The 25,237-nt window shown below is 32.2% G+C and carries 23 protein-coding genes; 9 read left to right on the top strand and 14 right to left on the bottom strand.

The features are described 5' to 3' along the window. The first annotated feature begins 37 nt into the window (after positions 1-37). The 4 genes from P8K68_RS02290 (at position 38) to ppk2 (ending at position 2,996) form a co-directional block, all read left to right on the top strand. On the top strand, positions 38-262 hold the full coding sequence (locus tag P8K68_RS02290; RefSeq protein ID WP_300247790.1) for a hypothetical protein: 225 nt from the start codon (positions 38-40) through the stop codon (positions 260-262). Between the two features lie 3 nt (positions 263-265). Then, positions 266-943 (top strand): hypothetical protein, encoded by a 678-nt coding sequence (locus P8K68_RS02295; protein ID WP_300247792.1) that lies wholly within the window; start codon positions 266-268, stop codon positions 941-943. A 122-nt stretch (positions 944-1,065) separates the two neighbouring features. Beyond that, complete coding sequence (locus P8K68_RS02300; RefSeq protein WP_300247793.1) at positions 1,066-2,115, top strand: nucleoid-associated protein; 1,050 nt, start codon at positions 1,066-1,068, stop codon at positions 2,113-2,115. A gap of 101 nt (positions 2,116-2,216) precedes the next feature. Further along, the gene (gene ppk2 / locus P8K68_RS02305; protein WP_300247795.1) at positions 2,217-2,996 is read left to right on the top strand and encodes a polyphosphate kinase 2; all 780 of its coding nucleotides are present in this window, start codon (positions 2,217-2,219) and stop codon (positions 2,994-2,996) included. A 791-nt stretch (positions 2,997-3,787) separates the two neighbouring features. Here the strand turns inward: ppk2 and P8K68_RS02310 are convergent. The 9 genes from P8K68_RS02310 to P8K68_RS02350 all read right to left on the bottom strand — a co-directional run bounded on the left by P8K68_RS02310 (position 3,788) and on the right by P8K68_RS02350 (position 12,308). After that, positions 3,788-4,933, bottom strand: coding sequence for a glycoside hydrolase family 43 protein (locus P8K68_RS02310; RefSeq protein WP_300247796.1), 1,146 nt, complete (start codon positions 4,931-4,933; stop codon positions 3,788-3,790). Between the two features lie 920 nt (positions 4,934-5,853). Next, positions 5,854-6,768, bottom strand: coding sequence for a sialate O-acetylesterase (locus P8K68_RS02315; protein ID WP_300247798.1), 915 nt, complete (start codon positions 6,766-6,768; stop codon positions 5,854-5,856). Positions 6,769-6,916: 148 nt separating this feature from the next. Beyond that, complete coding sequence (locus tag P8K68_RS02320; protein ID WP_300247800.1) at positions 6,917-7,729, bottom strand: FISUMP domain-containing protein; 813 nt, start codon at positions 7,727-7,729, stop codon at positions 6,917-6,919. A gap of 140 nt (positions 7,730-7,869) precedes the next feature. Further along, the gene (locus P8K68_RS02325; protein ID WP_300247802.1) at positions 7,870-8,586 is read right to left on the bottom strand and encodes a 3-ketoacyl-ACP reductase; all 717 of its coding nucleotides are present in this window, start codon (positions 8,584-8,586) and stop codon (positions 7,870-7,872) included. 12 nt (positions 8,587-8,598) lie between these two features. Further along, complete coding sequence (locus P8K68_RS02330) at positions 8,599-10,125, bottom strand: Dabb family protein (RefSeq protein ID WP_300247804.1); 1,527 nt, start codon at positions 10,123-10,125, stop codon at positions 8,599-8,601. 26 nt (positions 10,126-10,151) lie between these two features. Next, positions 10,152-10,661 carry a heme-binding protein gene (locus tag P8K68_RS02335; protein WP_300247806.1) on the bottom strand — a complete coding sequence of 170 codons (510 nt, stop codon included), beginning with the start codon at positions 10,659-10,661 and terminating at the stop codon, positions 10,152-10,154. Positions 10,662-10,739: 78 nt separating this feature from the next. Beyond that, positions 10,740-11,315 (bottom strand): Crp/Fnr family transcriptional regulator, encoded by a 576-nt coding sequence (locus P8K68_RS02340; RefSeq protein ID WP_300247808.1) that lies wholly within the window; start codon positions 11,313-11,315, stop codon positions 10,740-10,742. A 59-nt stretch (positions 11,316-11,374) separates the two neighbouring features. Next, positions 11,375-12,073 (bottom strand): lipoyl(octanoyl) transferase LipB, encoded by a 699-nt coding sequence (gene lipB / locus P8K68_RS02345; RefSeq protein ID WP_300247810.1) that lies wholly within the window; start codon positions 12,071-12,073, stop codon positions 11,375-11,377. Positions 12,074-12,149: 76 nt separating this feature from the next. Continuing rightward, positions 12,150-12,308, bottom strand: coding sequence for a YqaE/Pmp3 family membrane protein (locus P8K68_RS02350; protein WP_019388284.1), 159 nt, complete (start codon positions 12,306-12,308; stop codon positions 12,150-12,152). A 233-nt stretch (positions 12,309-12,541) separates the two neighbouring features. Between P8K68_RS02350 and lysS the strand changes: the two genes are divergently transcribed. Both lysS and P8K68_RS02360 read left to right on the top strand, forming a co-directional pair. Continuing rightward, positions 12,542-14,236, top strand: coding sequence for a lysine--tRNA ligase (lysS, locus tag P8K68_RS02355; RefSeq protein ID WP_300247813.1), 1,695 nt, complete (start codon positions 12,542-12,544; stop codon positions 14,234-14,236). A gap of 327 nt (positions 14,237-14,563) precedes the next feature. Beyond that, positions 14,564-17,044: a hypothetical protein gene (locus P8K68_RS02360; protein ID WP_300247815.1), complete on the top strand. Its 2,481-nt coding sequence runs from the start codon at positions 14,564-14,566 to the stop codon at positions 17,042-17,044. A gap of 2 nt (positions 17,045-17,046) precedes the next feature. On the opposite strand, the gene P8K68_RS02365 is transcribed toward P8K68_RS02360, so the two are convergent. The 3 genes from P8K68_RS02365 to yiaA all read right to left on the bottom strand — a co-directional run bounded on the left by P8K68_RS02365 (position 17,047) and on the right by yiaA (position 19,341). Further along, positions 17,047-17,871 carry an alpha/beta fold hydrolase gene (locus P8K68_RS02365; protein WP_300247817.1) on the bottom strand — a complete coding sequence of 275 codons (825 nt, stop codon included), beginning with the start codon at positions 17,869-17,871 and terminating at the stop codon, positions 17,047-17,049. Continuing rightward, the gene (locus P8K68_RS02370; RefSeq protein WP_300247819.1) at positions 17,831-18,709 is read right to left on the bottom strand and encodes an alpha/beta fold hydrolase; all 879 of its coding nucleotides are present in this window, start codon (positions 18,707-18,709) and stop codon (positions 17,831-17,833) included. The genes P8K68_RS02365 and P8K68_RS02370 overlap by 41 nt, the downstream gene beginning before the upstream one ends. Positions 18,710-18,858: 149 nt before the next feature. After that, on the bottom strand, positions 18,859-19,341 hold the full coding sequence (yiaA, locus tag P8K68_RS02375; RefSeq protein ID WP_300247821.1) for an inner membrane protein YiaA: 483 nt from the start codon (positions 19,339-19,341) through the stop codon (positions 18,859-18,861). A gap of 152 nt (positions 19,342-19,493) precedes the next feature. Between yiaA and P8K68_RS02380 the strand changes: the two genes are divergently transcribed. The 3 genes from P8K68_RS02380 (at position 19,494) to P8K68_RS02390 (ending at position 23,068) form a co-directional block, all read left to right on the top strand. Next, positions 19,494-21,014: a hypothetical protein gene (locus P8K68_RS02380; RefSeq protein ID WP_300247823.1), complete on the top strand. Its 1,521-nt coding sequence runs from the start codon at positions 19,494-19,496 to the stop codon at positions 21,012-21,014. Between the two features lie 35 nt (positions 21,015-21,049). Next, on the top strand, positions 21,050-22,267 hold the full coding sequence (locus P8K68_RS02385) for a hypothetical protein (RefSeq protein WP_300247824.1): 1,218 nt from the start codon (positions 21,050-21,052) through the stop codon (positions 22,265-22,267). Positions 22,268-22,597: 330 nt separating this feature from the next. Further along, positions 22,598-23,068, top strand: a complete 471-nt coding sequence (locus P8K68_RS02390; protein ID WP_300247826.1) for a hypothetical protein — start codon at positions 22,598-22,600, stop codon at positions 23,066-23,068. Positions 23,069-23,147: 79 nt separating this feature from the next. Here the strand turns inward: P8K68_RS02390 and hemL are convergent, their stop codons facing one another. Beyond that, positions 23,148-24,434 carry a glutamate-1-semialdehyde 2,1-aminomutase gene (hemL, locus tag P8K68_RS02395; RefSeq protein WP_300247828.1) on the bottom strand — a complete coding sequence of 429 codons (1,287 nt, stop codon included), beginning with the start codon at positions 24,432-24,434 and terminating at the stop codon, positions 23,148-23,150. Between the two features lie 4 nt (positions 24,435-24,438). Then, on the bottom strand, positions 24,439-25,236 hold the full coding sequence (locus P8K68_RS02400) for a glucosaminidase domain-containing protein (protein WP_300247829.1): 798 nt from the start codon (positions 25,234-25,236) through the stop codon (positions 24,439-24,441). Between the last annotated feature and the right edge of the window lies 1 nt (position 25,237).

Consider the following 25,237-nt stretch of genomic DNA (forward strand, 5'->3'; position numbering starts at 1 on the left):
TTTATCTTTAAGGCAGCTATTAATCAAATAATTACAAATGAAATTACTCAAAAATGCAACAAACATTCTCTTCTTTTTGATGGCATTTGTATTTATTGTTCCCAATATTGATGCGCAATCTAAACAAATAAAACGCCCAAAAAGCAAAGTAGGTATTTCTAGTGTAGATACCTTCGTAAAAGAATCATTTGATATTTATGGGAAAGTTTACAAATATGATGGAAAAGCGAAAAACAGACGGGTAGAATTTGTAAAAATATAAGCAATGAAAACAAAAATTATAATCTTAATCTGCGTGTTTTTTATAAGCTTCACATCAGTAAGTCAAAGTGCCTGTAAGGCCTACTACCCTTTTGAAAAAGGGGTTACATTTGAAATTACTAATTATAATAAAAAAGGTAAAAAAGAAGGTGTTGTTAACTATAAAGTTACTAATATTGATAATAATGTAGCCACCATAAAAACAACTATTTTTGATGCTAAAGGAAAAGAAATAACTACTTCTGATTACAAAATTACATGTGAAGGCAACACCATTTCGATTGATTTTAAGTCGCTAATAAATCCAGACATGTTTCAACAATATAAAGACATGGACATGGATATTACTGGTACCAATGTTGAACTTCCTAACGATTTACAAGTAGGGCAATCTTTAAAAGATGCCTATATGAATATGGCCATAAATATGGGAGGCATGACTATGAACATGAGTATTGATATGCTAAACAGAAAAGTTGATAAAAAAGAATCTATTACCACACCAGCAGGAACTTTTGATTGTTTTGCTTTAAGTTATGATAGCGAAATGAAAGTGGGGATGAAAATATCATTCAAAATTAAAGAATGGCTTTCTGAAGGCGTTGGTGTTGTAAAAAGCGAATCTTATAATAAAAATGGTAAACTCATGGGCTATTCAGAGCTTACTAGTTTCAAAAAATAAAGGTTTTTAACCTCTAAAAGCAAGTCCTCGAATCTTGAGCGCCAAAGTGTAATGCTTTGGTGCTCTTTTTTTGTATTATATTCAAGTTATTTTAATAGTATTGCAGTGTTAATAACACACTTATGATTTCAAGAAAAAACGCCTCAATTTCAAAATTCATCATCCATAAAGTTGGTAATAAATTTAATGACACTAAAAATGCTTTTTCAGAAAAGTTAGTCGATTTTGATGAAGCCAGTTACGATTTGATGTTACCTTTTTTATTAAAGCCTTTTGGAAATGTCGTGCAGAGTTACCGTTTTAATCATCATGCTAACATTTCATTAAACGAAATTAATAGCTATTGCACACAATTGTTTAATGATGAAGACGAATTTGTAGAAATCTCGAAACACATAGTAACCCATCTCTATGAACAATCTAGTTCTGCACAAATAAAAACAGGAGATGTTTTAGTGGTTTTGTTTGATGGGATTGAATTTAGAGACATGACTACCAATGCTATTGGTATTTTCAAAATAGAAAGTAAAGTGAATTTCTTTCAAACCTATCTAGAAAATAAAAGTTACGACGTATTAGTGCAAAAAGGAATCAACTCAAAAAAAGTAGATAAAGGCTGTTTAATTTTGAATCAAAATGATACGGAAGGTAACATCATTTTAAGTGTAGACAACAATAGTTATGATGCGCAATATTGGATTAATCATTTTTTAAATATCAAGTATGCCGATGATGCGAACAGCCATACTCAGCAGTATATTGAACTATGCAAAGACTTTTCAACCGAAATTATAAAAACCAGTTATGGCGCTCAAGAGCAAAACACGTTTTTAGCCAAAACTATTGACTTTTTTAAAGAAAATGAAGTGGTAAATGTAGCCCGATTTAAAGAGGAACTATTTGAAGACGAAAAGCATATTAGAGAATTTGAAAACTATAAAAAAGAATTTGAGGGTGAACAAAATCTGGTTATTAGAAATCAGTTTGATGTTGCAGAAGCTGTGGTAACAAAAGAAAAACGAAAAATAAAAACCGATATAAAACTAGACACCCATATTCAAATAAAGTTGGATATTGATGCTCCTGATGCCTCAAGCGAATATTTAGAGCGTGGTTATGACGATGAAAAGAAAATGCATTATTACAAGGTGTTTTTTAATGCAGAAAATTAATAAGAATCTTTATAAATTAACTTTATAACGCACAAAAAAAAGGCGTATCACTTTGTCTTTTTTTCTTTTTCAGTAACTTGTGTCTGCAAAAAAACACGAGTATGTCAAAAGATAATAAATTCAACTACGATGCAGAACTATCAAAACTACACACCGAGTTAGTGCATCTTCAAGAATGGGTAAAAAATAAAGGTTTAAAAGTGGTGATTGTTTTTGAAGGCAGAGATGCTTCAGGAAAAGGTGGCACTATAAAGCGTTTTACCGAACCTTTAAATCCGCGTGTTTGTAAAGTCGTGGCATTAGGTGTTCCTACGGAAAGAGAAAAAACACAGTGGTATTTTCAAAGATATACGCAATACTTGCCAGCTGCAGGTGAAATTGTTCTTTTTGACAGAAGTTGGTATAATAGAGCAGGCGTTGAAAAAGTGATGGGGTTTTGTACAGATGCTGAGTATAATGAATTTTTAAGATCTTGCCCTGAGTTTGAGCGCATGCTAGTACGGTCAGGAATTATTGTTTTAAAATACTGGTTTTCAGTAAGCGATGAAGAACAAGAAAAGCGTTTTAAGAACAGAATAAGTAATCCATTAAAACGTTGGAAATTTAGCCCAATGGATTTAGAATCGCGTTCTAGATGGTTAGAATACTCAAAAGCCAAAGACAACATGTTTGCTCATACTGACACCAAACAAGTGCCTTGGTATGTAGTAAATGCAGATAACAAGAAGAAAGCACGTTTAAATTGTATCAGCCATGTTTTAAGCAAAATTCCTCATGAAAAAATGGATTTAAAACCTATTGAGTTACCTGAATTACCAGATTATAAAGCGTATGTGCGTCCGCCAATAGATTATCAAACTTTTGTGCCTGAGAAGTACTAAACCATCTGGATTTGTGAAATTTACTACTTGCTTTCGATGATTTTTAAAATTTTCACTACCCTTCGGTTGGGTCAAATTCTGGTAATCCTCAAACACAGTATTCAGATTTTGAAATTAGATGGCCTATTCCAACTTCTGAATTACAGATTAATAGTAAATTAATTCCTACCACAGGCTATTAAATAATTTGTAATTAGTTAAGAAAATCAGGTTTAGTGCAATTTATTAAACCTGATTTTTTATAATTAATTTTTTTAAATTGAAGATTTTAAAATAGGTTGTGTAATAAATTCTTTTTCCAATAAATTTCAGATTTCCCTTTGAATTTAAGTCAATATGCAATAAAAAAAACAATAGGAAAAGGAAATATAAGACAAATAAAGCTACAATATCGAAGCAAGAGATTAAAGCAACAGCTAAAAAAATACAAGCTATAAAGAGTAGGAATAAACGTTGCAATTAGACCAAGACCAGTGTCACGGAGCAGTCAACAAGGGCAGTAAAAACACCTCGATAAATATGCACTAATTTTGCGAGGTGCAATTAACAGTGTAAAATGTGTCATTATTAGAAAAAAAGTGTTTATAAGAGGTAATTCTGCGTGCAGCAGGCAATTGCATACCATCACTTAGTATATAATTTCGTAAAGGATTGTGGGTTTCAAACCTAGCAAAAAAGCACAAAAATTGAGACGGGTTTAATGCTAGAAAATCTCCTTAAAAAGGCGCTTTTGAGTTAATATTTATTTTTTTGAGAGCTTTGTGCAACTATTACCATTGTTGTAACACGTTTTATTCTTTAAAAACACTTAAATCCCATTTATCCTTCCATTTCAATTCAATTTTGTCATTTACTAGATGGATTGGTAACCAAATATACCTGCCGTCTATTGGATTTTCAGGAGTCCATCGATCAGCCATGAATATGAATGCATCTTTTTTACCTTGGACAGTAAGAATATAGGTGCTTTGCGAATTAAACGTAGTTGATGAATCTGGACCTATACAAGGATTTCCAATTTCTACCCATGGACCAAATATATCATCAGCACTGGCTGATCTGGCAGTATTTGGAGACCACCCCGTACAGTCAGAAGCCATGAAATAATATTTTCCTTTACTGGTCTTTAGAATAGTTGGTGCTTCCATGTATCTGTTACTATAAAACCTGGCATATCTGCCAGAATGAGAAAGATAGTCATCACTTAGTTCAGCTATATGCAAAGTACTGTTCTCTTCAGAAGAATATAGGTGGTATGCTTTTCCATCATCATCTACAAATAAATTCATATCTCGTGCCATTTGTCCATTCTTAAAATCTCGTCCCAAAATATTTAATGAATCTACGTGAGCAGGAAGACAACCTTTTTCTCCACAATAGTTGCCTTTAATAGTATCTGATACAGGAAGTTTATGATATTCCTGCACATTAATTGGCCAACTGCTCTTGTTGGGTCTTACTGACTCAATGAAAATAAAGGGTCCTGTTGGATTATCAGCAACAGCCACACCAGATCTTGCAGCCTTATATCCCTGCTCTTTTAGTTCCAAGTGAAACCACATGACAAACTTTTTTGTTTTTTCATTATAAATCACCTTAGGCCTTTCGAGAATGCAACCCTTTGAAATATCAGAGTTGGAATCTATACTATCTACTGGCAAAGCAATTCCTTCATCCTTCCAGTTATATAAATCTTTTGATGAATAGACATGAACTCCTACTTGCGCCGTATTTCCTATTTTCCCTTCAACCTTATGTTCTCCATACCAATAGTACTTTTGATTATAAAACATGATGCCTCCTCCATGAGCATTAATATGGACATCATTATTGTCTTTCCATTCTTTTCCCGGATTGAAAGTGTTATATCTTGTTTTAGGGTTATTACAAGAAAACAAAAGAGTTAATCCCAAAGCAAAAATTGTTAGTTGTTTCATATATAATATAATTTTTAAAATGTGCTGTAATACGATTGTGTTTGTTTAGTTGCGTGTTTAAGCAATGAGTTATATATAATTTAAAGTTTCGTTTATTCAGGTTGATAATTTATATTTATTGTTGGATCTTGAGCATTAACCGTTTCTTTCTATGCCTCTAAAAGCTGATTTAATTCCTTTACTTTTTAACGAAGCCTCCATTTGGTCACTAGACGCTTCTTTTTGACGACAACTCATTATTGAAATCAAAAGAAAATAAAATACTAGATTATTATTTATTATTGAAGGTTCCGGGTTGTTGCACTTAGCTCAGTTGTATTTTTATAAAATTAAAGAATGTATTATACATATCTATCTCAAATACTATCTACTACAAATCAAAAATTATCATTAATCATAATATTTTCGTCAGATGTGAGTATAGATTTAGAGTGTTATGATATTCATATTTTTTAATTCCGTTTTCCGTGATAAATTCTAGTTTAAATTATCTTGAGCCTTGAACGCCAGAAAATCTGAGAAACTCATTTGGCGAAGGTAGACAGCAAACCCAAAAGTCATATGAAAGCGAAACGGCTAATTTGAGTAGAACCAATATTTGGCAACCTAATCCAGTTTATTGAACTCAGAAAAATCAATACTTTTGGTATTGAGAAATCTAATAAAGTGATGCACCTGTCTGCTAAGGCTTATAACCTGAAAAAGCACTTAAAATTCTTTACGAAAACTGTGAAGAGTGATGCCATAGGTTATTATGTTTCACAGTTAAAAAGCTATTTACACGTTAAAAAGGGCATTTACCATGCTTCAAATTTTAATAATAAATGGGATTCTCAATAAACAAAACCACCTTAAAAAGCCATTATTGAGTTAATATTTTTTTGAGAGACTTGCGCAACGATTCCCATTGTTGGGTGTCGTTATTTTTTATTCAAATGATCAATAGCTTCGGCAAATTTTTCTCCCAAATCAATGTATCCACTACTATCGTAATGATATGGGTCAGAGTATTTGTAATACCTAGTACTCCTTACCACAGCAGCATTTTTATCAGTTGAGGCAAACTTTTCTTGTGCATATTGAACTAAATCACCATACTTCCATACTTTTCCATCTTTGTTATTCCAAGAATCTGATATTTTACCTATGGCTACAGGTAAATCATCTGTTCGAAAGGTGGCTCTAATTAGGCCCATAAGACGCTTTAAGTTATCATAATAACGTAGTGCGATTTGTTCATTAAGAGCATCGCTTTCTCCTTGCATCCATAGAATTCCACTAGGTATTAATTTATCAATTCTTCCATTTTTATCAATATCATATACATTTAAGGCATTTCTTATCGTTTTTAGAAAGTGGTCATATTGATTAATTCCTGTCTTTCCTCTATAATCTGGTTCCCATGAGCCAAAATAACGAGCAGCTAAGCTATCAATGGATGTACCTGCTCTTGAGTATTTAATAATCGCAATTTTTTCATTAGGGTATAATTTTTTCATTTTATAAGCAAATGAAAGCTCTAGTCCGAATCTATCAGAAAGATTATTTTTTTTTCCATCAGACGAAAAATCTTTACCATGTCCAGGTTTCAGTATTTCCCATATTCCTTGTCCACCATTTTGTTTCTCGTCTGCTGCAGGGTTACCATGAAAAATCCATACATTTTTCAAATCAGATTCTAAAGATTTTGGTAAATCCGAATTATAACCATATCCATCCATATTAGATTGACCGCCAAGAAAAAAAAGTCTAAATGTATCTTTCTCTAATTGTTGACAGATTACTATAGATGGAAAAAGGCTTAAAATTAAAAAAACTAATAGGTTCTGTTTCATTTTTGGTTTTTAATTGGTTAAAACGTATTTCTTAAGTATGTATCTAAATATCTTTAAATAGAAAAAGACGAGAACTATAACGCCTTTTATAATAACACTTCCTTACTCGCTCGAGCTCTCTCTTTCTATGAACAGCGCACAACTAAATTCACAAGTCCTGAAGGCAACGCACAGAATGACCAAAGTTCCAATCGCCGTTACCACGGGCCATCATGCTGCGCTTCTGGTAGAAGCCGAATCCCCGAGCATCAGTGCTGTCGCGAAGTGAGCTAGACCAGAAAATACCGTTTTCTCCGAGATAATCATAATTGCCACTTAAATCTCGCCATCCAGCAAGGAGAGCAGCAAAACCGCTATTTCCTTCCTTCATTAAAGCGTGATAGGCTTCCTTTGGATTGCCAATATCTTTTCCTGTTTTCCAGTCGTGATACCCTCCATATTGAATAGCAAGTTTTTTCCAATCTTCATCAGAGGGCAATCGCCAATTATCCCCAAGTGTTAAGCAAGCTTCTTTTGCAGCCTTCCATTTGTAAAAACGCCCGTATATTTCACAATAATTAGAATCATTTTCATAACACCAAGAATTATCCACCTCTACATTCAAATTTCTAGTTAACCACTTCTTCCCATCATCCATCACTTTCCATGTGTAAATTGTACCTTGATGATCAAAACTACCCATATCACCAATATCTAATTCTACTTCCTTCATGATAGCCTCATCAGTTGAGGAACTTTCTTTTTCAATAGAATTGTTTGTTGGCTCAGTACCTTTATTATTTGAACCAATTATCTGTTCTATTGTATCTTGACCCTCAAGAACGGAGACTCCAATAAAATATCCTCTTATCTCATTTCCAAAAAGGACCAATAGTATTGCGATTAATATAACGAAACCACCTATGTAGGATACTTTTACAGTGCCTTTATCTTTTGATTTTGAAACCTGAATCTTTTTCATAATGTTATTTTTCTTCGCATAGTAGGCTTTGTTGTATAATAATCTTGACTAATTACTAAAATTGAATACATTTATTTTTAAGATATTATTGTATTTGCTGTATTTTCATAGTGTTATCTTTTTGAATAATACATTTAGAATTATGGATTTGTAGACCATAGCGCTGCGCTTTTAAGCATAGCTCTTCTTGGAAGTTTTAAACCTGCAACAATTAATTCCGCAAAATCTTCAGGCTGTAGTGTATTTTCAGAGCCTTTATCTAACATTCCCAATTCAATAGTCATATCTGACTCTATAGTACTAGGCGTTAACGTATTTACTCTAATATTGTTTTTACGAACTTCTTTCATTAATGATTCAGACATACCAATAACCGCGAATTTTGATGCACAATATGCTGAAATATTTGGATTTCCATTTAATCCTGCCGTAGAAGACACATTAATAATATCACCTTCATTTTTATCTATTAAGTACGGTAAAACTTCTTTGGTTACATAATACATACCCATAACATTAGTTTGAATAATTTCACTCCAAACACTAACCTCCATCTCATTAAAAGAACCAATAGCCGCAATTCCCGCATTATTAACTAAAATATCAACACCACCTAACATATCCACAATACTTTTAATATGGCTTTTTACTTCGTCATAATTCCCAACATCGAAAACTGAATATATTGCCTGAACACCAAGCGCCTCCAATTCAGAAACCGTTTCTTTTAAAACGCTTTCCGTTCTTCCTGTAATGGCAACATCAATGCCTTCTTTGGCAAATGCTATGGCTGTTGCTTTTCCTAATCCCCTTCCACCTCCGGTTATGATTGCTTTTTTATGTTTTAAAATACTCATTTTTACCTTTTTTTAATTTTCTTCTGTCCAGTAATCTAATACCAAAACGTCTGCTATAATTGGACCTATTTTTTTTACCATATCTAAATGCGCTTTATGAAATAAGTAAATTTCTCTAGCATGTTCATCATTAAAAGTTAAGGTGAAACAATGTGTTAAACCTTTACTGTGGCCCTCAGTACTGTCATTTAACCCCCATTCTAGGTTAGCAATTTCTGGGATTTCATTTTTAAGGTTTACAAAGGCATTAACTGCTTCGTTAATTCCCGCTTCGGTAGCATCTTCTTTATATTTAAGGTTTACCATATGCCTTAACACTTTTCCTTCTCTATTAATTTTTGGAGCAATTTTGTAGGTTGCTATCTTTTTTAAATCAAACCTATTAGAACCTGCAATTAAGAAGGTATTATCTTCAATTTTATGAGATCTTAATCCGAGATAAATTGAAAAACCTGTGTCTAAATAATTGATAGGACTAAGCACACCTTCTTTGTTTAGCTTTAGTAGTTGAACACCAGCATCGTCTTTTGTACCCACTGCTATTAAAGCTTCGTTATTATCTATTGAAACAATTTCAATTCGTGTATGCCCACGTAATTTTGTGGTTTCATCATCTTTTAGAACAAAATGCGGAACCAAAGCTCCTTTTTTGTTCACTTTAAAAACACTTACACCATCACCATGATACACAAAGTCTGGGTTTTTTATAAAACCATTTCTCGAGTAATATTTATGATGTCTGTGACCTACAATAATATATTTGTCATCTCCTAAAGTCACACCTGTTAATGGGTATGCACCTGTTAAATACCTGTTAGTGGTATTATCGCCTATGTTATTTACATTTTTGAACGTACCATTTTCATAAACTCTAAAACTACTCACACCATTATCCTGAAAACCAGTTGTATACAAAAAAGACTTTCCTTTAATTTTATGAGTGTACATACCAATGATACCATCCGTATAAATGGTTTCATCGTCTTTCATAGACTGTACATGCGTTAATTTTCCATCATCATGTATTTTAAAACAACTTAACCCAGGAGTATCTTCCAAACCACCAACAAAAAGGTATGATGCTTTTTTCATATGCACTACATGTAGGGTTATATTAATTTTTAAATACGTTTCATCTGTATCTTCAAATATAGCAACACGTTTTAACGATCCGTTTGTTAAAATTTCAAAGGTCTCAATGAGATCACCGTGTTTGTTACCTAAAAACAAAAAGTCTGTACCATTAATATTATCGGCAACCATACCTCTTACAGGTCCTTTTTTCTTGTAAAGCTCATGGTTACTAATTGAGGTAAGAATACCTTCTTTATCTAAACTAAAAACATCTACATTTCCATCGCCTCCGGCATAGACATAATGAGATCCATTTTTTTCATAGCTTATAATAGAAACCGTATTGTCTCCAGATATATTTTTGAAATCTTTTCTGTAAAGCATCAAATTATCAGAAACTTGCGAGAAGCCTATTTGAGATAAAAGTAAGATACTAAAAAGAATAACACTTTTTATATGACTCATAATTTTAGTTTTTTATGTTTTTTTAATTATTCTATAATGGCTTTTGCTCCTGCAGTAGCAATGTCATGATCTTGTTCTATAGTGCCTCCGCTAACACCAATAGCTCCAATAATGGTTCCATTTTCATCTTTAATAGGAACACCTCCGGGAAAAGTCATAAGGCCTCCATTAGAATGTTCAATATTATAAATGATGCCTCCTGGTTGGGTAAGTTTACCTAAATCGCCTGTAGCGCTATTAAAATACCTCGCTGTTTTCGCTTTTTTAATAGCTACATCAATACTTCCTAAATAAGACTCATCCATGCGGATAAAAGCTTTTAAGTTTGCTCCAGCGTCAACTACCGCAATGTTTACTAACACTTTTGAATCTTCAGCATATTTCTTGGCTGCTAAAAGAGCTTTTAAAGACTCTTCATGTGTAATATCGTTTGATATTTGCGCATGTAATGCACCTACATTTAAAAATATTAATAAGGTTAAAACCTTAATATTTTTTAGAATTGACTTAGTCAATGGATAAGATATTCTTTTCATCGTTTATTTAAATTTTAATGAAAGCAAATATCTATAATGACTATGAGAAAAATGTTGAACAAGTTCAACTAGCCAAAATTATTTTTCGGTTTTTTTAATCTTACTTAAAAATTCGTGACGAATACCTAAATAACCGGCTATTTGTTTATCAGTAAGTTTTGAGGAGATATCAGGATACGTTTTTATAAAATAAAAATAGCGTTCTTTGGCTGTAAAAGCATGATTGCGAATTAATCGTCTTTGCCATGAAACCAAAGCTTTTTGAGACATAATACGAAAAAGTTTTTCCACTATAGGAATTGAATTATAGAGCATCATTTTGTCCTGCCGATTAATCAAAAGGACTTTACTATCTTCTAGGGCTTGCATGTTCAAATTGGATGGTATTTGATTCATAAAACTATCAATATCCATGAGCCACCAATCTTTGGCAGCAAAATATAAAGTGTTTTCATTTCCCTTTTTATCTATGGTGAAAATTCTAAAACATCCCTCTAATACAAAGCCTTCAAATTTACAGATACTACCTTGAGTTAATAAAAATTCTCTTTTTTTTATTTCTGTGGGTTTAAAGTATTTACAAACTAAATCTAATTCTTTATTAGAAAGATTTAAGTTTTTATTTATGTTTTGTATTAATAAACCGTAAGACATTGTTTCTTTGAAAAATAAAAATCTTAAAAAAAATAACGTTCACAAAAAGCCTTTCAGCTCTAAATAAATGTAGCTTCAAAAAGCGTTTTAAAGTGCTTTAATAGCTTTTGTTTTAATTCGTTTTCGTCTATTGATTTCTTTCCTAATTCTACATTAAGTGAAGTTACTGCTTTACCACGAATCCCACAAGGAATCATTAAATCGAAATACCCCAAATTGGCGTTTACATTAAGAGCAAAACCATGCATCGTAACCCAACGACTAGCACGAACGCCCATGGCACAAATTTTTCTAGCAAAAGGCGTCCCTACATCTAACCATACTCCCGTTTCTCCAGGACTACGTTCTGCCCTTAGTCCATATTCAGCAAGCGTTAGAATTATCATTTCTTCTAAAAAACGAAGGTATTTATGAATATCAGTGAAAAAATTATCTAGATCCAGGATAGGATAGCCTACAATTTGTCCAGGTCCGTGATACGTAATATCTCCGCCACGATTGACTTTATAAAAGGATGCGTTTTTAGCTTTTAATTGCACTTCGTCAACTAACAAGTTCGACATATCACCACTTTTACCTAAAGTATATACATGTGGATGCTCGACAAACAAAAAATAGTTTTTGGTTTCAAAACCTGCTTCCTCTCGCCTATTTTTAATTTTAGTATCTACAATACCTTTAAACAATTGTTCTTGGTAATCCCAAGTTTGTTTGTAGTCTTTGAGGCCTAAATCTTGAAGTTCGATACTCTTATTCATGAAAGGCAAAAATACATTTTTTATCACGCAAAGGCGCAAAGGCGCAAAGAAAAAGGCGCAAACTAATTCCTGTAGATTAGTTTTTAGGGTTATTAAGAATAACTAAAGCAGCAATTACACCTGGAACCCAGCCACAAAGCCACAACAAGAATACGATAATGATAGAGCCACAGCCTTTATCAATAACGGCTAAAGGCGGGCAAATAATAGACAGCAAAACTCTCCAAAAACTCATGATTTAATTTATTAAGATTGATGATTTACTAATTTGACGTAAAAGTATATAATTTGTTACAATGCGTGTTAGGGATAGAAATGAAAAGCCCACAGAGAGGCACGAACGAGGACTTGTAATGAATAGCCCGACCCTTGTGGTAACACCCAAAAATTTCATAAATCAATAGACGAAAATAGGAAATCAAATGTTTATCTTTGTGCCTTAAATATTTTCATATAGTATTTTAAAATATGTCACAATTATCTGAGCAAGAGCTTGTAAGAAGAGAAAAACTAGAAAAATTACGCGAATTAGGCATTAACCCTTATCCTGCTGATTTATACCCCGTTAAAGACACATCAAAATCTATTAAAAAAGATTTCAAGGAAGGAAATAAGGTGATTATTGCCGGCCGCTTAATGTCTAGACGTATACAAGGAAATGCTAGTTTTGCTGAGTTACAAGATGCAGAAGGACGTATTCAAGTGTACTTTAATAGAGATGAAATTTGTACTGGTGATAATAAAAGCAAGTATAATGATATTTATAAAAAACTGCTAGATATTGGTGATTTTATTGGTATTGAAGGTGATTTATTTACCACTAAGGTTGGTGAAAAAACGGTGATGGTGAAAAACTTTACTCTATTAAGTAAAGCACTTAAACCGTTACCACTACCGAGAACTGATGCTGAAGGAAAAGTGCATGATGCGTTTACCGACCCAGAGCAACGTTACAGACAACGCTATGCAGATTTAGTCGTAAATCCGCAGGTTAAAGAGGTGTTTGTAAAGCGCACTAAATTGTTCAATGCCATGCGCCAGTTTTTTAATGATGCTGGGTATTTTGAAGTTGAAACTCCTGTTTTGCAACCTATTCCGGGTGGTGCAGCGGCGCGCCCGTTTATAACACATCATAACGCTTTAGATATTCCGTTATACATGCGAATTGCTAACGAATTATATTTAAAAAGATTGATTGTTGGTGGTTTTGATGGGGTTTATGAGTTTTCAAAAAACTTTAGAAATGAGGGTATGGACAGAACACATAACCCTGAGTTTACTGCCATGGAAATTTACGTAGCTTATAAAGATTACAATTGGATGATGGATTTCTGTGAGCGCTTATTAGAATATTGCGCTATTGCTGTTAATGGGACTACGAAAGCTACTTTTGGAAAACATGAAATTGATTTTAAAGCACCTTACGCCAGAGTAACAATGGCAGACTCTATAAAACATTTTACTGGTTTTGATATTACTGGAAAAACTGAAGATGAGATTAGACAAGCAGCTAAAGATTTGGGTGTTGAGGTTGATGCAACCATGGGCAAAGGGAAGCTGATTGATGAGATTTTTGGTGAGAAATGTGAGGGTAATTATATACAGCCAACTTACATTACAGACTACCCGAAAGAGATGAGCCCTTTATGTAAAGAACATCGAGATAACCCTGAATTAACAGAACGTTTTGAGCTTATGGTTTGTGGTAAAGAAATTGCAAATGCTTATTCTGAACTTAACGACCCTATTGACCAACGTGAGCGTTTTGAGCATCAATTAAAATTGGCGGCAAAAGGTGATGATGAAGCAACCGAATTTATTGATCATGACTTTTTACGTGCTTTAGAATACGGTATGCCACCAACATCTGGAATGGGAATTGGTATGGATAGATTGATTATGTTTTTAACAAATAACCAATCTATACAAGAGGTTTTATTCTTTCCGCAAATGCGACCAGAGAAAAAGCCTTTAGCTATCAGTGATGATGCTAAAGCAGTTTTTGAAGTTTTAAAGAAAGTTGAAAAATTAACTTTGATTGATTTAAAGTCGCAGTCAGGTTTATCAAATAAAAAGTGGGATAAAACCATTAAAGAATTAACTAAAAACAATCTGGCAAAGGTTGAGAAAACTGATGACGGCTTATTTGTTGGTGTAGTATAGAACTAACTAAAATCCAAATATTAAAAAAGCCAGTAATTTTAAAATTACCGGCTTTTTTTAACTAACCAAACTAACTAAACTAACTAAACTCATTACAAATAGAGTCAATTATTTTGATGTGTAAAAACCTTTTAGGAATGTTTAACAGTAACTATTCGTTTTTTAATTTTTCTTTAAGAGTTTACGATTAGGTATGTTAATTTTTTAAGAAAATAGTAAGTTTAGTTTAAACTAAAACCTTTTTATTTAGTCTACACCTTAATAGTTTTTAACGGTTTAATATTAAATAAGTTGTTATATTTATTTAAAAAAAAAGCATCTTAAAGCATGATTAAAAAAATAGTCTTAGTCGTTACGATTATCTCGTTTCTATCTTTTACTCTAGTTAGTAATTTTAGAGAACTTGTCATTGAAAAATTAGCAAACTATACTGATAATTATCCTGAAAAAATATATGTACAAACCGACAAACCTTACTACGCAGCAGGAGATGATATTTGGTACACCGCATATTTAGTTAATGGTACAAGCCATAGAAAATCCAATATTAGTAATGTTATTTATGTTGAACTGATAAACGACCAAGACAGTGTTTTATTAAAAAAGCAACTTTACACTAATGATTTGAGTGCTAATGGTGATTTTAAAACAAGGAAGAATTGGAAGCCTGGCAACTATTCGCTTAGAGCTTACACAAACTATATGAGAAATAATGGTACGGATTATTTTTTTCAAACTAAAATCCCAATATGGAATATTTCTGAGAAACCCCTCCTTATAGACGATAATATAAAACTAACAGAAATAGAAACGATTAAAGCCTCTTCAAATAGGCCTCCTGAAATTGGTTTTTATCCTGAAGGGGGTTATTTAGTCAACAACCTATCTTCAAAAATTGGCATAAAAGTTAAAAACATAATTAATGATAACTTTAAACTTACTGGAACAATAAAAGATTCTAATCACAAAATAATCATGTCTTTTGAAACCTATAAATTTGGTTTGAGCGCTATAAAACTAACACCTGAACCAAATAAAACCTATTATGCTAGTATTATTCATAATGATAAAGAAATAAAATATCCACTTCCTAAAGCTTTACCCAACGGATATAATTTAGATATTATAAATAGCGGTAAACAAATTCTTCTCCAAGTATCATCAAACACATCAATTGGTTTAAGAAATACCTTTTTAGTAGCGCACCAGCGTGGAAAATTAGTTTATGAAAAACTAGAGCGTGAGGACAAAAGCACCTATAAAATAAGAATAGATACTAAATTTTTATTAGATGGTGTTACATGTTTTACACTTTTTGATGGCGATGGCAAACCGGTTTGCGAAAGACTCGTTTATATTGACAACCCAGAAAACAGTATAAACGTTAATATGGAAATAGACAATCCATTACCAAAAACTCGAGACAAAATATCAATGCAACTAGATTTAACAGATAAAATTGGTAATGCTGCATTTGGTAATCTTTCTATGTCTATTACAGATATAGATGCCATAGAACATAATACTAAAAGTGAAAATATAAAAACGTATCTATTATTAAATTCTGATTTAAGAGGTCATATTGAGGACCCTGGATATTTCTTTGAAAAAGAAAATGATTATAGAAGACGTTTTTTACTGGATTTACTTATGCTAACTCATGGTTGGAGGCGTTTTTCATGGGAAAATATTTTATACAAAAACAACTACAAAAACCTAGAGTTTGAACCTGAAAAAGGCATTTATATCTCAGGTTATACAGCACAATCAACAGGATTAAAAAAACAAACATCTGCCGCAACTCGACTTACTTTTATTGGCAATCCACCATACCAAACCAAACAACAATCCAACATAAATGGGGTATTTAAATATGGCCCTTTTATATTTAAGGATACTATTTCTACATTGATAGAAGCTCGTGTGAAAGATTTTAAATCTGATAATGATAAAAATAATCGCTTTATTTCTATCAATTTACACGATCAATTGGCTAATAGCCCAGAGGTAAAAAGTGGTTCTATAAATACTATTTTAAAAAACAGCATTATCGATTCAACTAAAATTAATAGTTTCTTAAAACAAGCTGAAAAAATCTCTAAACTTGATTCTGAATATTTAAAAGCTACAACTTTGCTTGATGAAATTATTATTACTGCTCAAAAGAAATCAGAAGAAGATAAAAGAGAAGAGGAATTAGATTCCAGAACACTTCATGGAAGCCCTAATCGGAGATTAGATTTATCTAAATATGAGAATCAACGTTTTTTTAATATTATAGACTTAATAAACCAACTTCCCGGTGTGACCGCTTTTAATGATAGTATTTCAATTAGAAATCAAGGTACCCCCCAAATCTTGCTTGATGGTATAGTGGTTGGAATAGAAGGTATTCTTTTTCTAACAGGAGTAGACATCGATTTTATTGATGTTTTAGATGGTGCAGAAGCGGCAATGTATAGCAATAGTTCAAACGGTGTTATTGCAATTTATAGTAGAACAGGCAATTTCTCAAGCACTTCTAATGTAAAACGTAAACCCGGAATTATCGATTTTACTGCTACAGGTTTTTATAGTGGAAGAGAGTTTTATGCTCCCAATCATTTAGATACTTTTGAGGACGCTACAAAACCAGACATAAGAACTACGCTACATTGGGAACCCAAAATAATACTTTCTGAAACATCAAATAAAGCTGAAATTTCATTTTTTACCAGTGATTCTAAAAGTAATTACGCTATAAAAATTGAGGGCGTTACAGATACGGGCATTCCTGTTTATCATTTATCAACTTTTGAAGTAGATTAGAATTAATTCAACATCATTTCCATGTTATAATGATAACTATCGAAAGCACTTAAATTACTATGTCTTCCACCTTCAAAAGTTACAAATGTGGTGTTCTTTTTTGGCGAAGCTTCAAATAGTTTTTTAGCTGATTCATAAGGAACAACTCTGTCATCAGTTCCATGAAGCATCAAAATTGGGCAATCCGTTTCTTTAACAAACTGATAACTCGGCATTTTATATTTTAAAAATGGCTTTATAGGAAATATTGGAAATCTAGATTGAGCTACATCCAAAACACTATAAAAAGGCGTTTCCAAAATCAGTTGTTTTGGATGATTTAAAGAAGCAATATTTGTAGCTATACCTGTTCCTAAGGAACGGCCATAAATAGTGATAGCGTCTTCATTATATCGCGCTTTCAAATAATCATAACAATATTGCGCGTCATGATAAAGCGCCTTTTCAGTTAATTTACCTTTACTTTTCCCATAAGTTCTGTAATCCATCACTAAAACATCATACTTTTTTTTAACAAAATATTCAGCTAAAGTTCCCCAACGAGACAAATCGCCTGCATTTCCATGAAAAAAAAGCACAACACCTTTAGGCTGTTCTACCTTAAAATGAATCGCATTTATAATAGCATTATCTTCTGTATTAAAAAATAATTCTTCAAAAGGGTACGAAAATTGATAAGCATAGTTTTCTTCTAATGTTGTTGGTAAAAACATTATTTTCTCTTGAAAAAAATACAATAAAGATCCAACCATAAGGTAGATAGTAATTAAAACTATAAACGCTTTTTTAAGCCTTTGTTTTAGAGGGTTTTGAGGTGTGTTTAACATGAATACTCGTCGTTGATAAATCGATATCTTGAGGTTTACTATTTAATATATCATGAATCATTTCATGGTACGATTCAAAATTATTTAAATTTTTGTGTCCGCCTCCAATAACGGTATGTAATTTAGTGAGTTTAGGATTTACTTGCGATAATTTTACACTGGTTTTATAAGGAATCAGATTATCATTAGTGCCATGAATAATATGAATTGGGCACTTTACATATTTCAACCATTTATAAGTAGGTAACGGATATTTTATAAGTAATGACAATGGCATAAAAGGCGCATAACGGGCAGTTACCTTTGTTAAACTATAATATGGTGCATCTAAAACTAGCATTTTAGGATTATTCATAGAAGCTAATTTAGCTGCAAAACCTGAACCTAAAGACCTGCCGTAAAGTATAATTCTGTCTTCATCGGTACGTTCTTTAATTTTATTATATACTTCTTGTAAATCTCTTTTGATAGCTTTTTGTGAACGTCTGCCTGTACTTTTACCAAACCCTCGGTAATCAACCATCAAGACATTATAACCATGTCTAGTAAAATCTACAGCAAATTTACCCCATCCTTTAATACTTTTAGAATTTCCTTTTAGATACAATACGATACCTTTCGATTCACTTTTTGGCTTAAATAAAACACCATTAATTATTGCGCCATCTCTGGTTTCAAGGTTATGTTCTACAATATCCTGATTTTCGTAATAAAACTCAAAATCCTTAGGAAGTTTTTCTGGTTTAAATAACATATAATCTTGTAAATAATACAAAGCAATACTTATTGCAACATAAGCAATAAAAATTATAGCAAGTATATCTAACCAATATGGCATGTGTGGTGTTTGAATACTAATATACAATAAAAAAAGAGTTCGTATTTTAAAACCTCGCTACCATAAAGCAACGAGGTTTTGGGTTAACTAACCAATCATCAAAAAAAATGCTTCAAATTCTTTTTTGTTTTGATAACTTATTCAAATCACTATTTATCTTCATCAATATTTCTATCAATATATTGAACATCCCTAGTGTTTTTTTGTACTGCAATAGCAGCAAACAAACTTAAAAGGAAAGACATTCCATAAAACCCTTTTTCGCTTAACAGTAAATCGGCATTCCAAAGTCCAATAATTAATAACGCAATTGAAATCATTGTTGTAAACCAGCTAATACTATAATAAATATCTGTAACAGGAATAGCTTCCATTTTATCTCTAACCGCTTTTTGAACAGATATTACTGAAAATAGCCCAAAGAGCAATATGGTAAAATAGTATCCTTTTTCATTAAGCATCATCTCTGCATTCCATAAACCAATACAGTAAGACGTCATACCAATTAATAAAGCAGTCCATGAGGCACCAATAAATGCTGATGTTGGTTTTTGGTCATACACTTTAATTTCTTTTTTAAGTTTCGTTTCTTTTGATGTTTCATCTACTGAAACCGTTGTTTGATAATTCATAATTTTTTTGTTTTAATGATTACAGAGCAAAACTGCAAAACATGTTAAACATTTGAAACACAATATTCTATTAAAACTAACGATATAAAATTATAATAATAATTTAAATACATTATATTTATTAATTATTACTAAATTTTACTGACGACTAAATGAATAATTTAAATGATATAATTTCTACATTTTCAACAGAAAACCAACAGAAATTCATCACCTATTTAGAAAAAAAGAACAAACGAAACGATACTAAAAACATCGAGCTATTCAATCTACTTTTAAAAAATGAATTAAGCTCAAAGGACGTTTGCGCAAAACTTTACGGCAATCAAAAAAAAGAGGCTTATCATGCTTTACGGAAACGCTTGCACGAATCTTTGATAGATTTTACAGCAAACCAAAGTCTACAAGAAGAAAACTCAACTAACATGCAAATTATTAAATACATTCTTGCATCAAAATCATTTTTACAACAAAAACAATATAAAGTCGCTTATAAAATATTGAATAGAGCTGAAAAACTAGCAGTAGGCCAAGACTTGTTTCCCTATTTAAACGAAATTTATAACATCAAAATTCAATATACCTACGCAAACCCTTCAGTAGATATGGATGCGCTTATTTTAAAATTCAAAAGCAATCAAAAAAAAATTCTTTTAGAAGACGAACTCAATATTGTTTATGCAAAAATCAGACAAACTCTTAAGAGCATTTCATATCATGGAGAGGTTCTAGATTTTCAAACGATTTTAGCCAACACAATCAAAATACACCAAATAGATTTAAATGATTCTATGTCTTTTAAATCACTATATCAATTAGTAACTATTTCAAGCATTTCAGCATTCATAACCAAAGATTATTTAAACATAGAACCTTTTTTAATCGATACCTACAAATCAATTATCACTTATAAAAACAAAGAGAAACAACCTTACTATCATATTCAAATCTTATATGCCATAGCAAATACACTTTTCAGAAATAAAAAATTTAATGCGTCCGTATCCTATTTAAATCTCATGCATGAGCACATGAATTTAAACAGAAAAAAACACTACAATAATTTCAAACTAAAATACAATCTATTAAAATCGCTAAACTATAACTACAGTAACGAACAAGAAAAGGCCATACAAACTCTAGAGCCATTAACAAAAATAAAACACCAAAACACAGAAACACTATTGGATATTCGCTTAAGTTTAATCGTGTTTTATTTTCAAAAAAACAACTTAAATAAGGCTCAAAACATACTTTCAAAACTTTATCATACCGACCCATGGTATACAAATAAAGCTGGTAAAGAATGGGTTATTAAAAAAAACCTTATTGAAATACTATTACACATTGAATTACAGAATATCAACTTGGTTGAATCTAAATTACTAAGTTTTAAAAGAAGTTATTACACGTATTTAAAAAGCATTAATCAGCATCGTGTTATAACCTATTTAGGTTTTGTTGAAATGTATTATAAAAACCCTAGAATTGTATCTACACAAAAATTTAAAGACCAAGTTAAAAATGGTTTTGATTGGCTAGAAACCCACAAAGAAGATATTTTTGTAATAAGCTTTTACAGCTGGCTTAAAAGCAAAATGAATAACACAGACTTATACCAAACCACATTAGAGTTAATAAAACAAGCACAAAAAGAATTAACCAATCCATAATTTATTATTATTTAAAGTTTACCTATTTTTACGCGATGTTAAAAAAAGTACTTTTTTTTATTCTATGTCTTTGTGGTTTAATAGCCACTGCACAACAAAAAGATAGCTTATCATTTAAAAATGGAATAGAAAAACCAAGCATCTTATCTACACATCATTTTGGTATATTTAGCTCTCGTATAAACACCAATTTTAAATATAAGCCATCAAAAAAAACAACTTTAGACTTTAATTATACTAGCGGAAATAATTTTCATCCATTTGTTGAAGCTTATTACCCCAAGGATCCTGCCGTTAGAAAACAACTAAATCAAATAAAATGGCATGATCGCCCTTTTACTTTTATAGACCAAGAAAACACGCCTGCCGATTACATGAATATTGTTATTGATGCTGTCATAAAAGAATTTAGAGTAACAGCCAACATCACAATCAACAAACAACATGAATTGTCAATTACCATGCGCAACTACCTAATTACCAGAGGAAAACATCCGTTTTCTTTATTCACAAGTGATGAAGGTATTGAATGGTTTCACAGCAATATAGCTGGAGGCGAAGATCCCTTCGGGAGACGTTATTATGGTTTAAACCAAGTTAATTTTAGATATCAAGACAGAAATGGCAACACATTAAACCTTAATAATAATGCTTTTTTTACAGGCGGGCTTGAAGTTAGCCACTATTACTACCCAAAACTTTCAATCAATAAAACTAGAAATATTTACTTAAATTTTGGCACACATTTAGGCTGGAACACTTCTAGATTTAATGCCTCAATAGACGCTGGTATCTCCGCAAATGCCATAAAAAAAGTGTCTTTAAAAAATAATTACGAATTAAATTTTGCGTTTGGTGCTAACCTATTACATAAAAACCTCATTAATTTTAGAGATGTTATAGACTTAGGAAATAACCGCTACCTTGGTACTTTAGAGGGCGAAATAGAAATAACCAAATACACAAAAAAAGGAAATTTTAATGCCTTCGGAATAAACTATCAAGTGCAATCTCGATACAATAAAAAAGAAGAAGCCGGCTACTTTAAGCTACTAGGAAAATGGCGCGAAATAAATGGAGGCTGGCAAAATGGGGTTTACTCACTCTACGAGCCACAAGTCAACTGGAATTTCATCTACACCTACGGTACGCCAAAATTCTTACTATCCATTTTTGCAAAGCAAGATTTTCTTGTAAACAACGCACCAGATTTCCAAACAGGTATCAATCTGAAAATCCCCATAAAAAAGTAAATTATTTGGGCGTTACCACAAGGGTCGCGCTTTCCACTATATCTTTTTAAAGTCGTTAATGCGAATAGTAAGCTAACGTCATGGTCTGTTAAACCATCGTTCCAAAACACGCTTTTCTCTTATGAGCTTTAAAAAGGATGCCGTTTCAATCTCTAACGCAGGGGTAAGTCCGCAATAATTAGTATTCCGTTAGCAGCAAATAGCAAACCAACTTACTTCGTTCTTTCAACTTACCTCAACTATGTTAATATCAAGTTAAAATAAACTCCCATATTAAACCCTTTTAAATTTTCAAAGTCCAAAAGACAAATACATTTAAAAACCCACACAATGAAAAAACTATTAATAATTGCTGTAGCTTTGTTAGCATTACAAGCTACTGGACAAGAACAAAAAAGAGAAAATCAAAAAAGAGGAGAAAGAGTACAAAAAATAAAAAATCTCTCTGCAGAAGACATGGCAACTCTTCAAACCAAAAAAATGACTTTGTTTCTAGATTTAAATGACTCGCAACAAGCGAAGATTAAGAAAATAAATTTAGAAAATGCCACCAAAAGAAAAGCGATGATGGCAGAACGCAAAGCCAAAAAAGAAAGTGCTGACGCGCAAAAACCGACACAAGAGGAACGTCTTAAAATGGTAAATGCCAGCTTAGATCATAAAATTGCTATGAAAGCTAAAATGAAAGATATTTTAAATGAAGAGCAATACACTAAGTGGGAGAAATCTCTAATGCGAATGGCAAAGCAAGGAAAAGACAAAAAGAAAGACATGAAAAGAAGCATGCAGAAGAAAAAATAATAATGATTTTAGTTTAGTTGATTTGATTATAGTTAGTTAAGTAAAAACGCATCCCAAAATATTGGAATGCGTTTTTGCTTTATAGACTTTTTGCAACCTTATTTACAGCAGCAATCGTAAAATCTAAATCTTCGTAACTCAAAGCATCCGTTATAAACCAAGTTTCAAAAGCACTAGGCGCAATATAAACTCCCGCATCTAGCATTCCATGAAAGAACGCTTTAAAGACATCATTATTTCCTTTTGCAGCAGTATCAAAATCTACAACTTTTGCTTCATCAAAATGCACAGAAATCATAGACCCTACTCGATTTATAGTATGGGTAATTTTGTTTTCATTTAAAACTTTAGCGATGCCTTCATGTAAATAAGCAGTTTTTTCTTCTAATCTTTTAAATACTTCTGGATTATTATTTAACTCGGTAAGCATTGCTAAACCTGCAGCCATAGCCAGAGGATTCCCACTTAGAGTTCCAGCTTGATAAACCGGTCCTATAGGTGCTAAATGATTCATAATCTCGTTTCCAGCAGCAAAAGCACCTACAGGTAAACCACCACCAATTACTTTTCCAAAACAAACAATATCAGCTTTAACGTGAAATAATTCTTGACACCCCCCTTTTGCTAAACGAAACCCCGTCATCACCTCATCAAAAACTAATAAAATATTATTGGCATCACATAAATCTCTAAGCGCTTGTAAAAAACCTGATTTCGGAGGAATACAACCCATATTTCCAGCTACAGGCTCAATTATTATACAAGCTATTTCGTTTTTATTAGCTTCAATTAATTCCGAAACATTATCAACGTCATTATATCTTGCGAGCAATGTATCTTTTGCTGTTCCTTTAGTAACCCCAGGACTGTTTGGTGTTCCAAAGGTACTTGCACCACTTCCTGCTTGAATTAAAAACGAATCAGAATGCCCATGATAACAACCCGCAAACTTAATGATTTTATCTTTTCCTGTAAACCCTCTAGCTAAACGTACAGCACTCATACAAGCTTCTGTCCCAGAATTAACAAAACGAATTTTATCAATATTTGGCACCATGGAAACTGCTAATTGAGCAATTTGAGTTTCAATTTCAGTAGGCATTCCAAAAGACGTTCCTTTTTTAGCTTTTTCAACAACCGCATTTACAACCGGCTCATAAGCATGGCCTAAAATCATTGGGCCCCAAGAATTTATATAATCAACTAAACGATTTTCATCTTCGTCATACAAATAAGCACCCTTGGCTTCTTTTACAAAAATAGGCGTTCCTCCTACGCCTTTAAATGCTCTTACTGGCGAGTTTACACCACCTGGAATCACTTTTTCCGCTTCAGCGAACAACGCGCTGCTTCTCTTATAAATCATATTACTAATTAATTTTTGATGATGGTTTTACAACTAATACTTGTCCGATACTTAGAGACGTATCACGTAAACCATTTATATTTTGGAGTTCTTTTACTGAAATATCAAATGTTCTAGAAATAGAATATAAAGTATCCCCTTTAACCACAGTATACGTTGTTCGCTCTTGTGTTGTTAAAGGATTATCAAATTTTACATAGCTATCACCGAGCACTTCTTTATCAAATTCATATAACTTGTAACGCTCAATTAAACCAATAAGCTTTTGCGGATACTTTCTATCGGTTGCATACCCAGCAGCTTTTAAACCTTTTGCCCAACCTTTATAATCTTCTTTTTTAAGGGTGAAAAGTTTTGAATAACGCTTTCTTTCAGTCAAAAACAAAGAATGATCTCTAAATGAATATTTAGCGTCTTTATACTTCCTGAAACATTCCTGTTTCTCATCATCATCATGGTAAATCTTTTTACCCGTCCAACCGTGGCATTTAATTCCAAAATGATTGTTGGCTTCAACAGATAGCCTGCCATTTCCCGAGCCAGATTCTAAAATCCCTTGAGCAATAGTGATGCTTGCAGGAATGCCATACAAACTCATTTCTTGTTGCGCTGTAGCCTTATGCACATCTATATAACGCTCTGTATTGTTAGCATATACCTTTGTTGGTTGCTTAACAACATCTTTTTGATTTTTCTTTACTTGAGTTGATTCATTTTTAGATTTTTTAGTTACAACTCCTTTTTTAGACTTACAACTAAACACCAAAAGACCAACACATAAAATGATAATTATTTTTTTCATT

The sequence above is a fragment of the Algibacter sp. genome (assembly GCF_029245835.1).
In the GTDB taxonomy this organism is placed as follows: domain Bacteria; phylum Bacteroidota; class Bacteroidia; order Flavobacteriales; family Flavobacteriaceae; genus Algibacter_B.

Coding starts and splice junctions, on each gene's coding strand:
- P8K68_RS02330 (WP_300247804.1), bottom strand. CDS start 10,125: ATGAGTCATATAAAAAGTGTTATTCTTTTTAGTATCTTACTTTTATCT.
- yiaA (WP_300247821.1), bottom strand. CDS start 19,341: ATGAATTATCAAACAACGGTTTCAGTAGATGAAACATCAAAAGAAACG.
- P8K68_RS02340 (WP_300247808.1), bottom strand. CDS start 11,315: ATGTCTTACGGTTTATTAATACAAAACATAAATAAAAACTTAAATCTT.
- P8K68_RS02385 (WP_300247824.1), top strand. CDS start 21,050: ATGTTAAAAAAAGTACTTTTTTTTATTCTATGTCTTTGTGGTTTAATA.
- lysS (WP_300247813.1), top strand. CDS start 12,542: ATGTCACAATTATCTGAGCAAGAGCTTGTAAGAAGAGAAAAACTAGAA.
- P8K68_RS02300 (WP_300247793.1), top strand. CDS start 1,066: ATGATTTCAAGAAAAAACGCCTCAATTTCAAAATTCATCATCCATAAA.
- P8K68_RS02365 (WP_300247817.1), bottom strand. CDS start 17,871: ATGTTAAACACACCTCAAAACCCTCTAAAACAAAGGCTTAAAAAAGCG.
- P8K68_RS02325 (WP_300247802.1), bottom strand. CDS start 8,586: ATGAGTATTTTAAAACATAAAAAAGCAATCATAACCGGAGGTGGAAGG.
- hemL (WP_300247828.1), bottom strand. CDS start 24,434: ATGATTTATAAGAGAAGCAGCGCGTTGTTCGCTGAAGCGGAAAAAGTG.
- P8K68_RS02350 (WP_019388284.1), bottom strand. CDS start 12,308: ATGAGTTTTTGGAGAGTTTTGCTGTCTATTATTTGCCCGCCTTTAGCC.
- P8K68_RS02335 (WP_300247806.1), bottom strand. CDS start 10,661: ATGAAAAGAATATCTTATCCATTGACTAAGTCAATTCTAAAAAATATT.
- lipB (WP_300247810.1), bottom strand. CDS start 12,073: ATGAATAAGAGTATCGAACTTCAAGATTTAGGCCTCAAAGACTACAAA.
- P8K68_RS02370 (WP_300247819.1), bottom strand. CDS start 18,709: ATGCCATATTGGTTAGATATACTTGCTATAATTTTTATTGCTTATGTT.
- P8K68_RS02400 (WP_300247829.1), bottom strand. CDS start 25,236: ATGAAAAAAATAATTATCATTTTATGTGTTGGTCTTTTGGTGTTTAGT.
- P8K68_RS02360 (WP_300247815.1), top strand. CDS start 14,564: ATGATTAAAAAAATAGTCTTAGTCGTTACGATTATCTCGTTTCTATCT.
- P8K68_RS02390 (WP_300247826.1), top strand. CDS start 22,598: ATGAAAAAACTATTAATAATTGCTGTAGCTTTGTTAGCATTACAAGCT.
- P8K68_RS02290 (WP_300247790.1), top strand. CDS start 38: ATGAAATTACTCAAAAATGCAACAAACATTCTCTTCTTTTTGATGGCA.
- P8K68_RS02315 (WP_300247798.1), bottom strand. CDS start 6,768: ATGAAACAGAACCTATTAGTTTTTTTAATTTTAAGCCTTTTTCCATCT.
- ppk2 (WP_300247795.1), top strand. CDS start 2,217: ATGTCAAAAGATAATAAATTCAACTACGATGCAGAACTATCAAAACTA.
- P8K68_RS02380 (WP_300247823.1), top strand. CDS start 19,494: ATGAATAATTTAAATGATATAATTTCTACATTTTCAACAGAAAACCAA.
- P8K68_RS02320 (WP_300247800.1), bottom strand. CDS start 7,729: ATGAAAAAGATTCAGGTTTCAAAATCAAAAGATAAAGGCACTGTAAAA.
- P8K68_RS02295 (WP_300247792.1), top strand. CDS start 266: ATGAAAACAAAAATTATAATCTTAATCTGCGTGTTTTTTATAAGCTTC.
- P8K68_RS02310 (WP_300247796.1), bottom strand. CDS start 4,933: ATGAAACAACTAACAATTTTTGCTTTGGGATTAACTCTTTTGTTTTCT.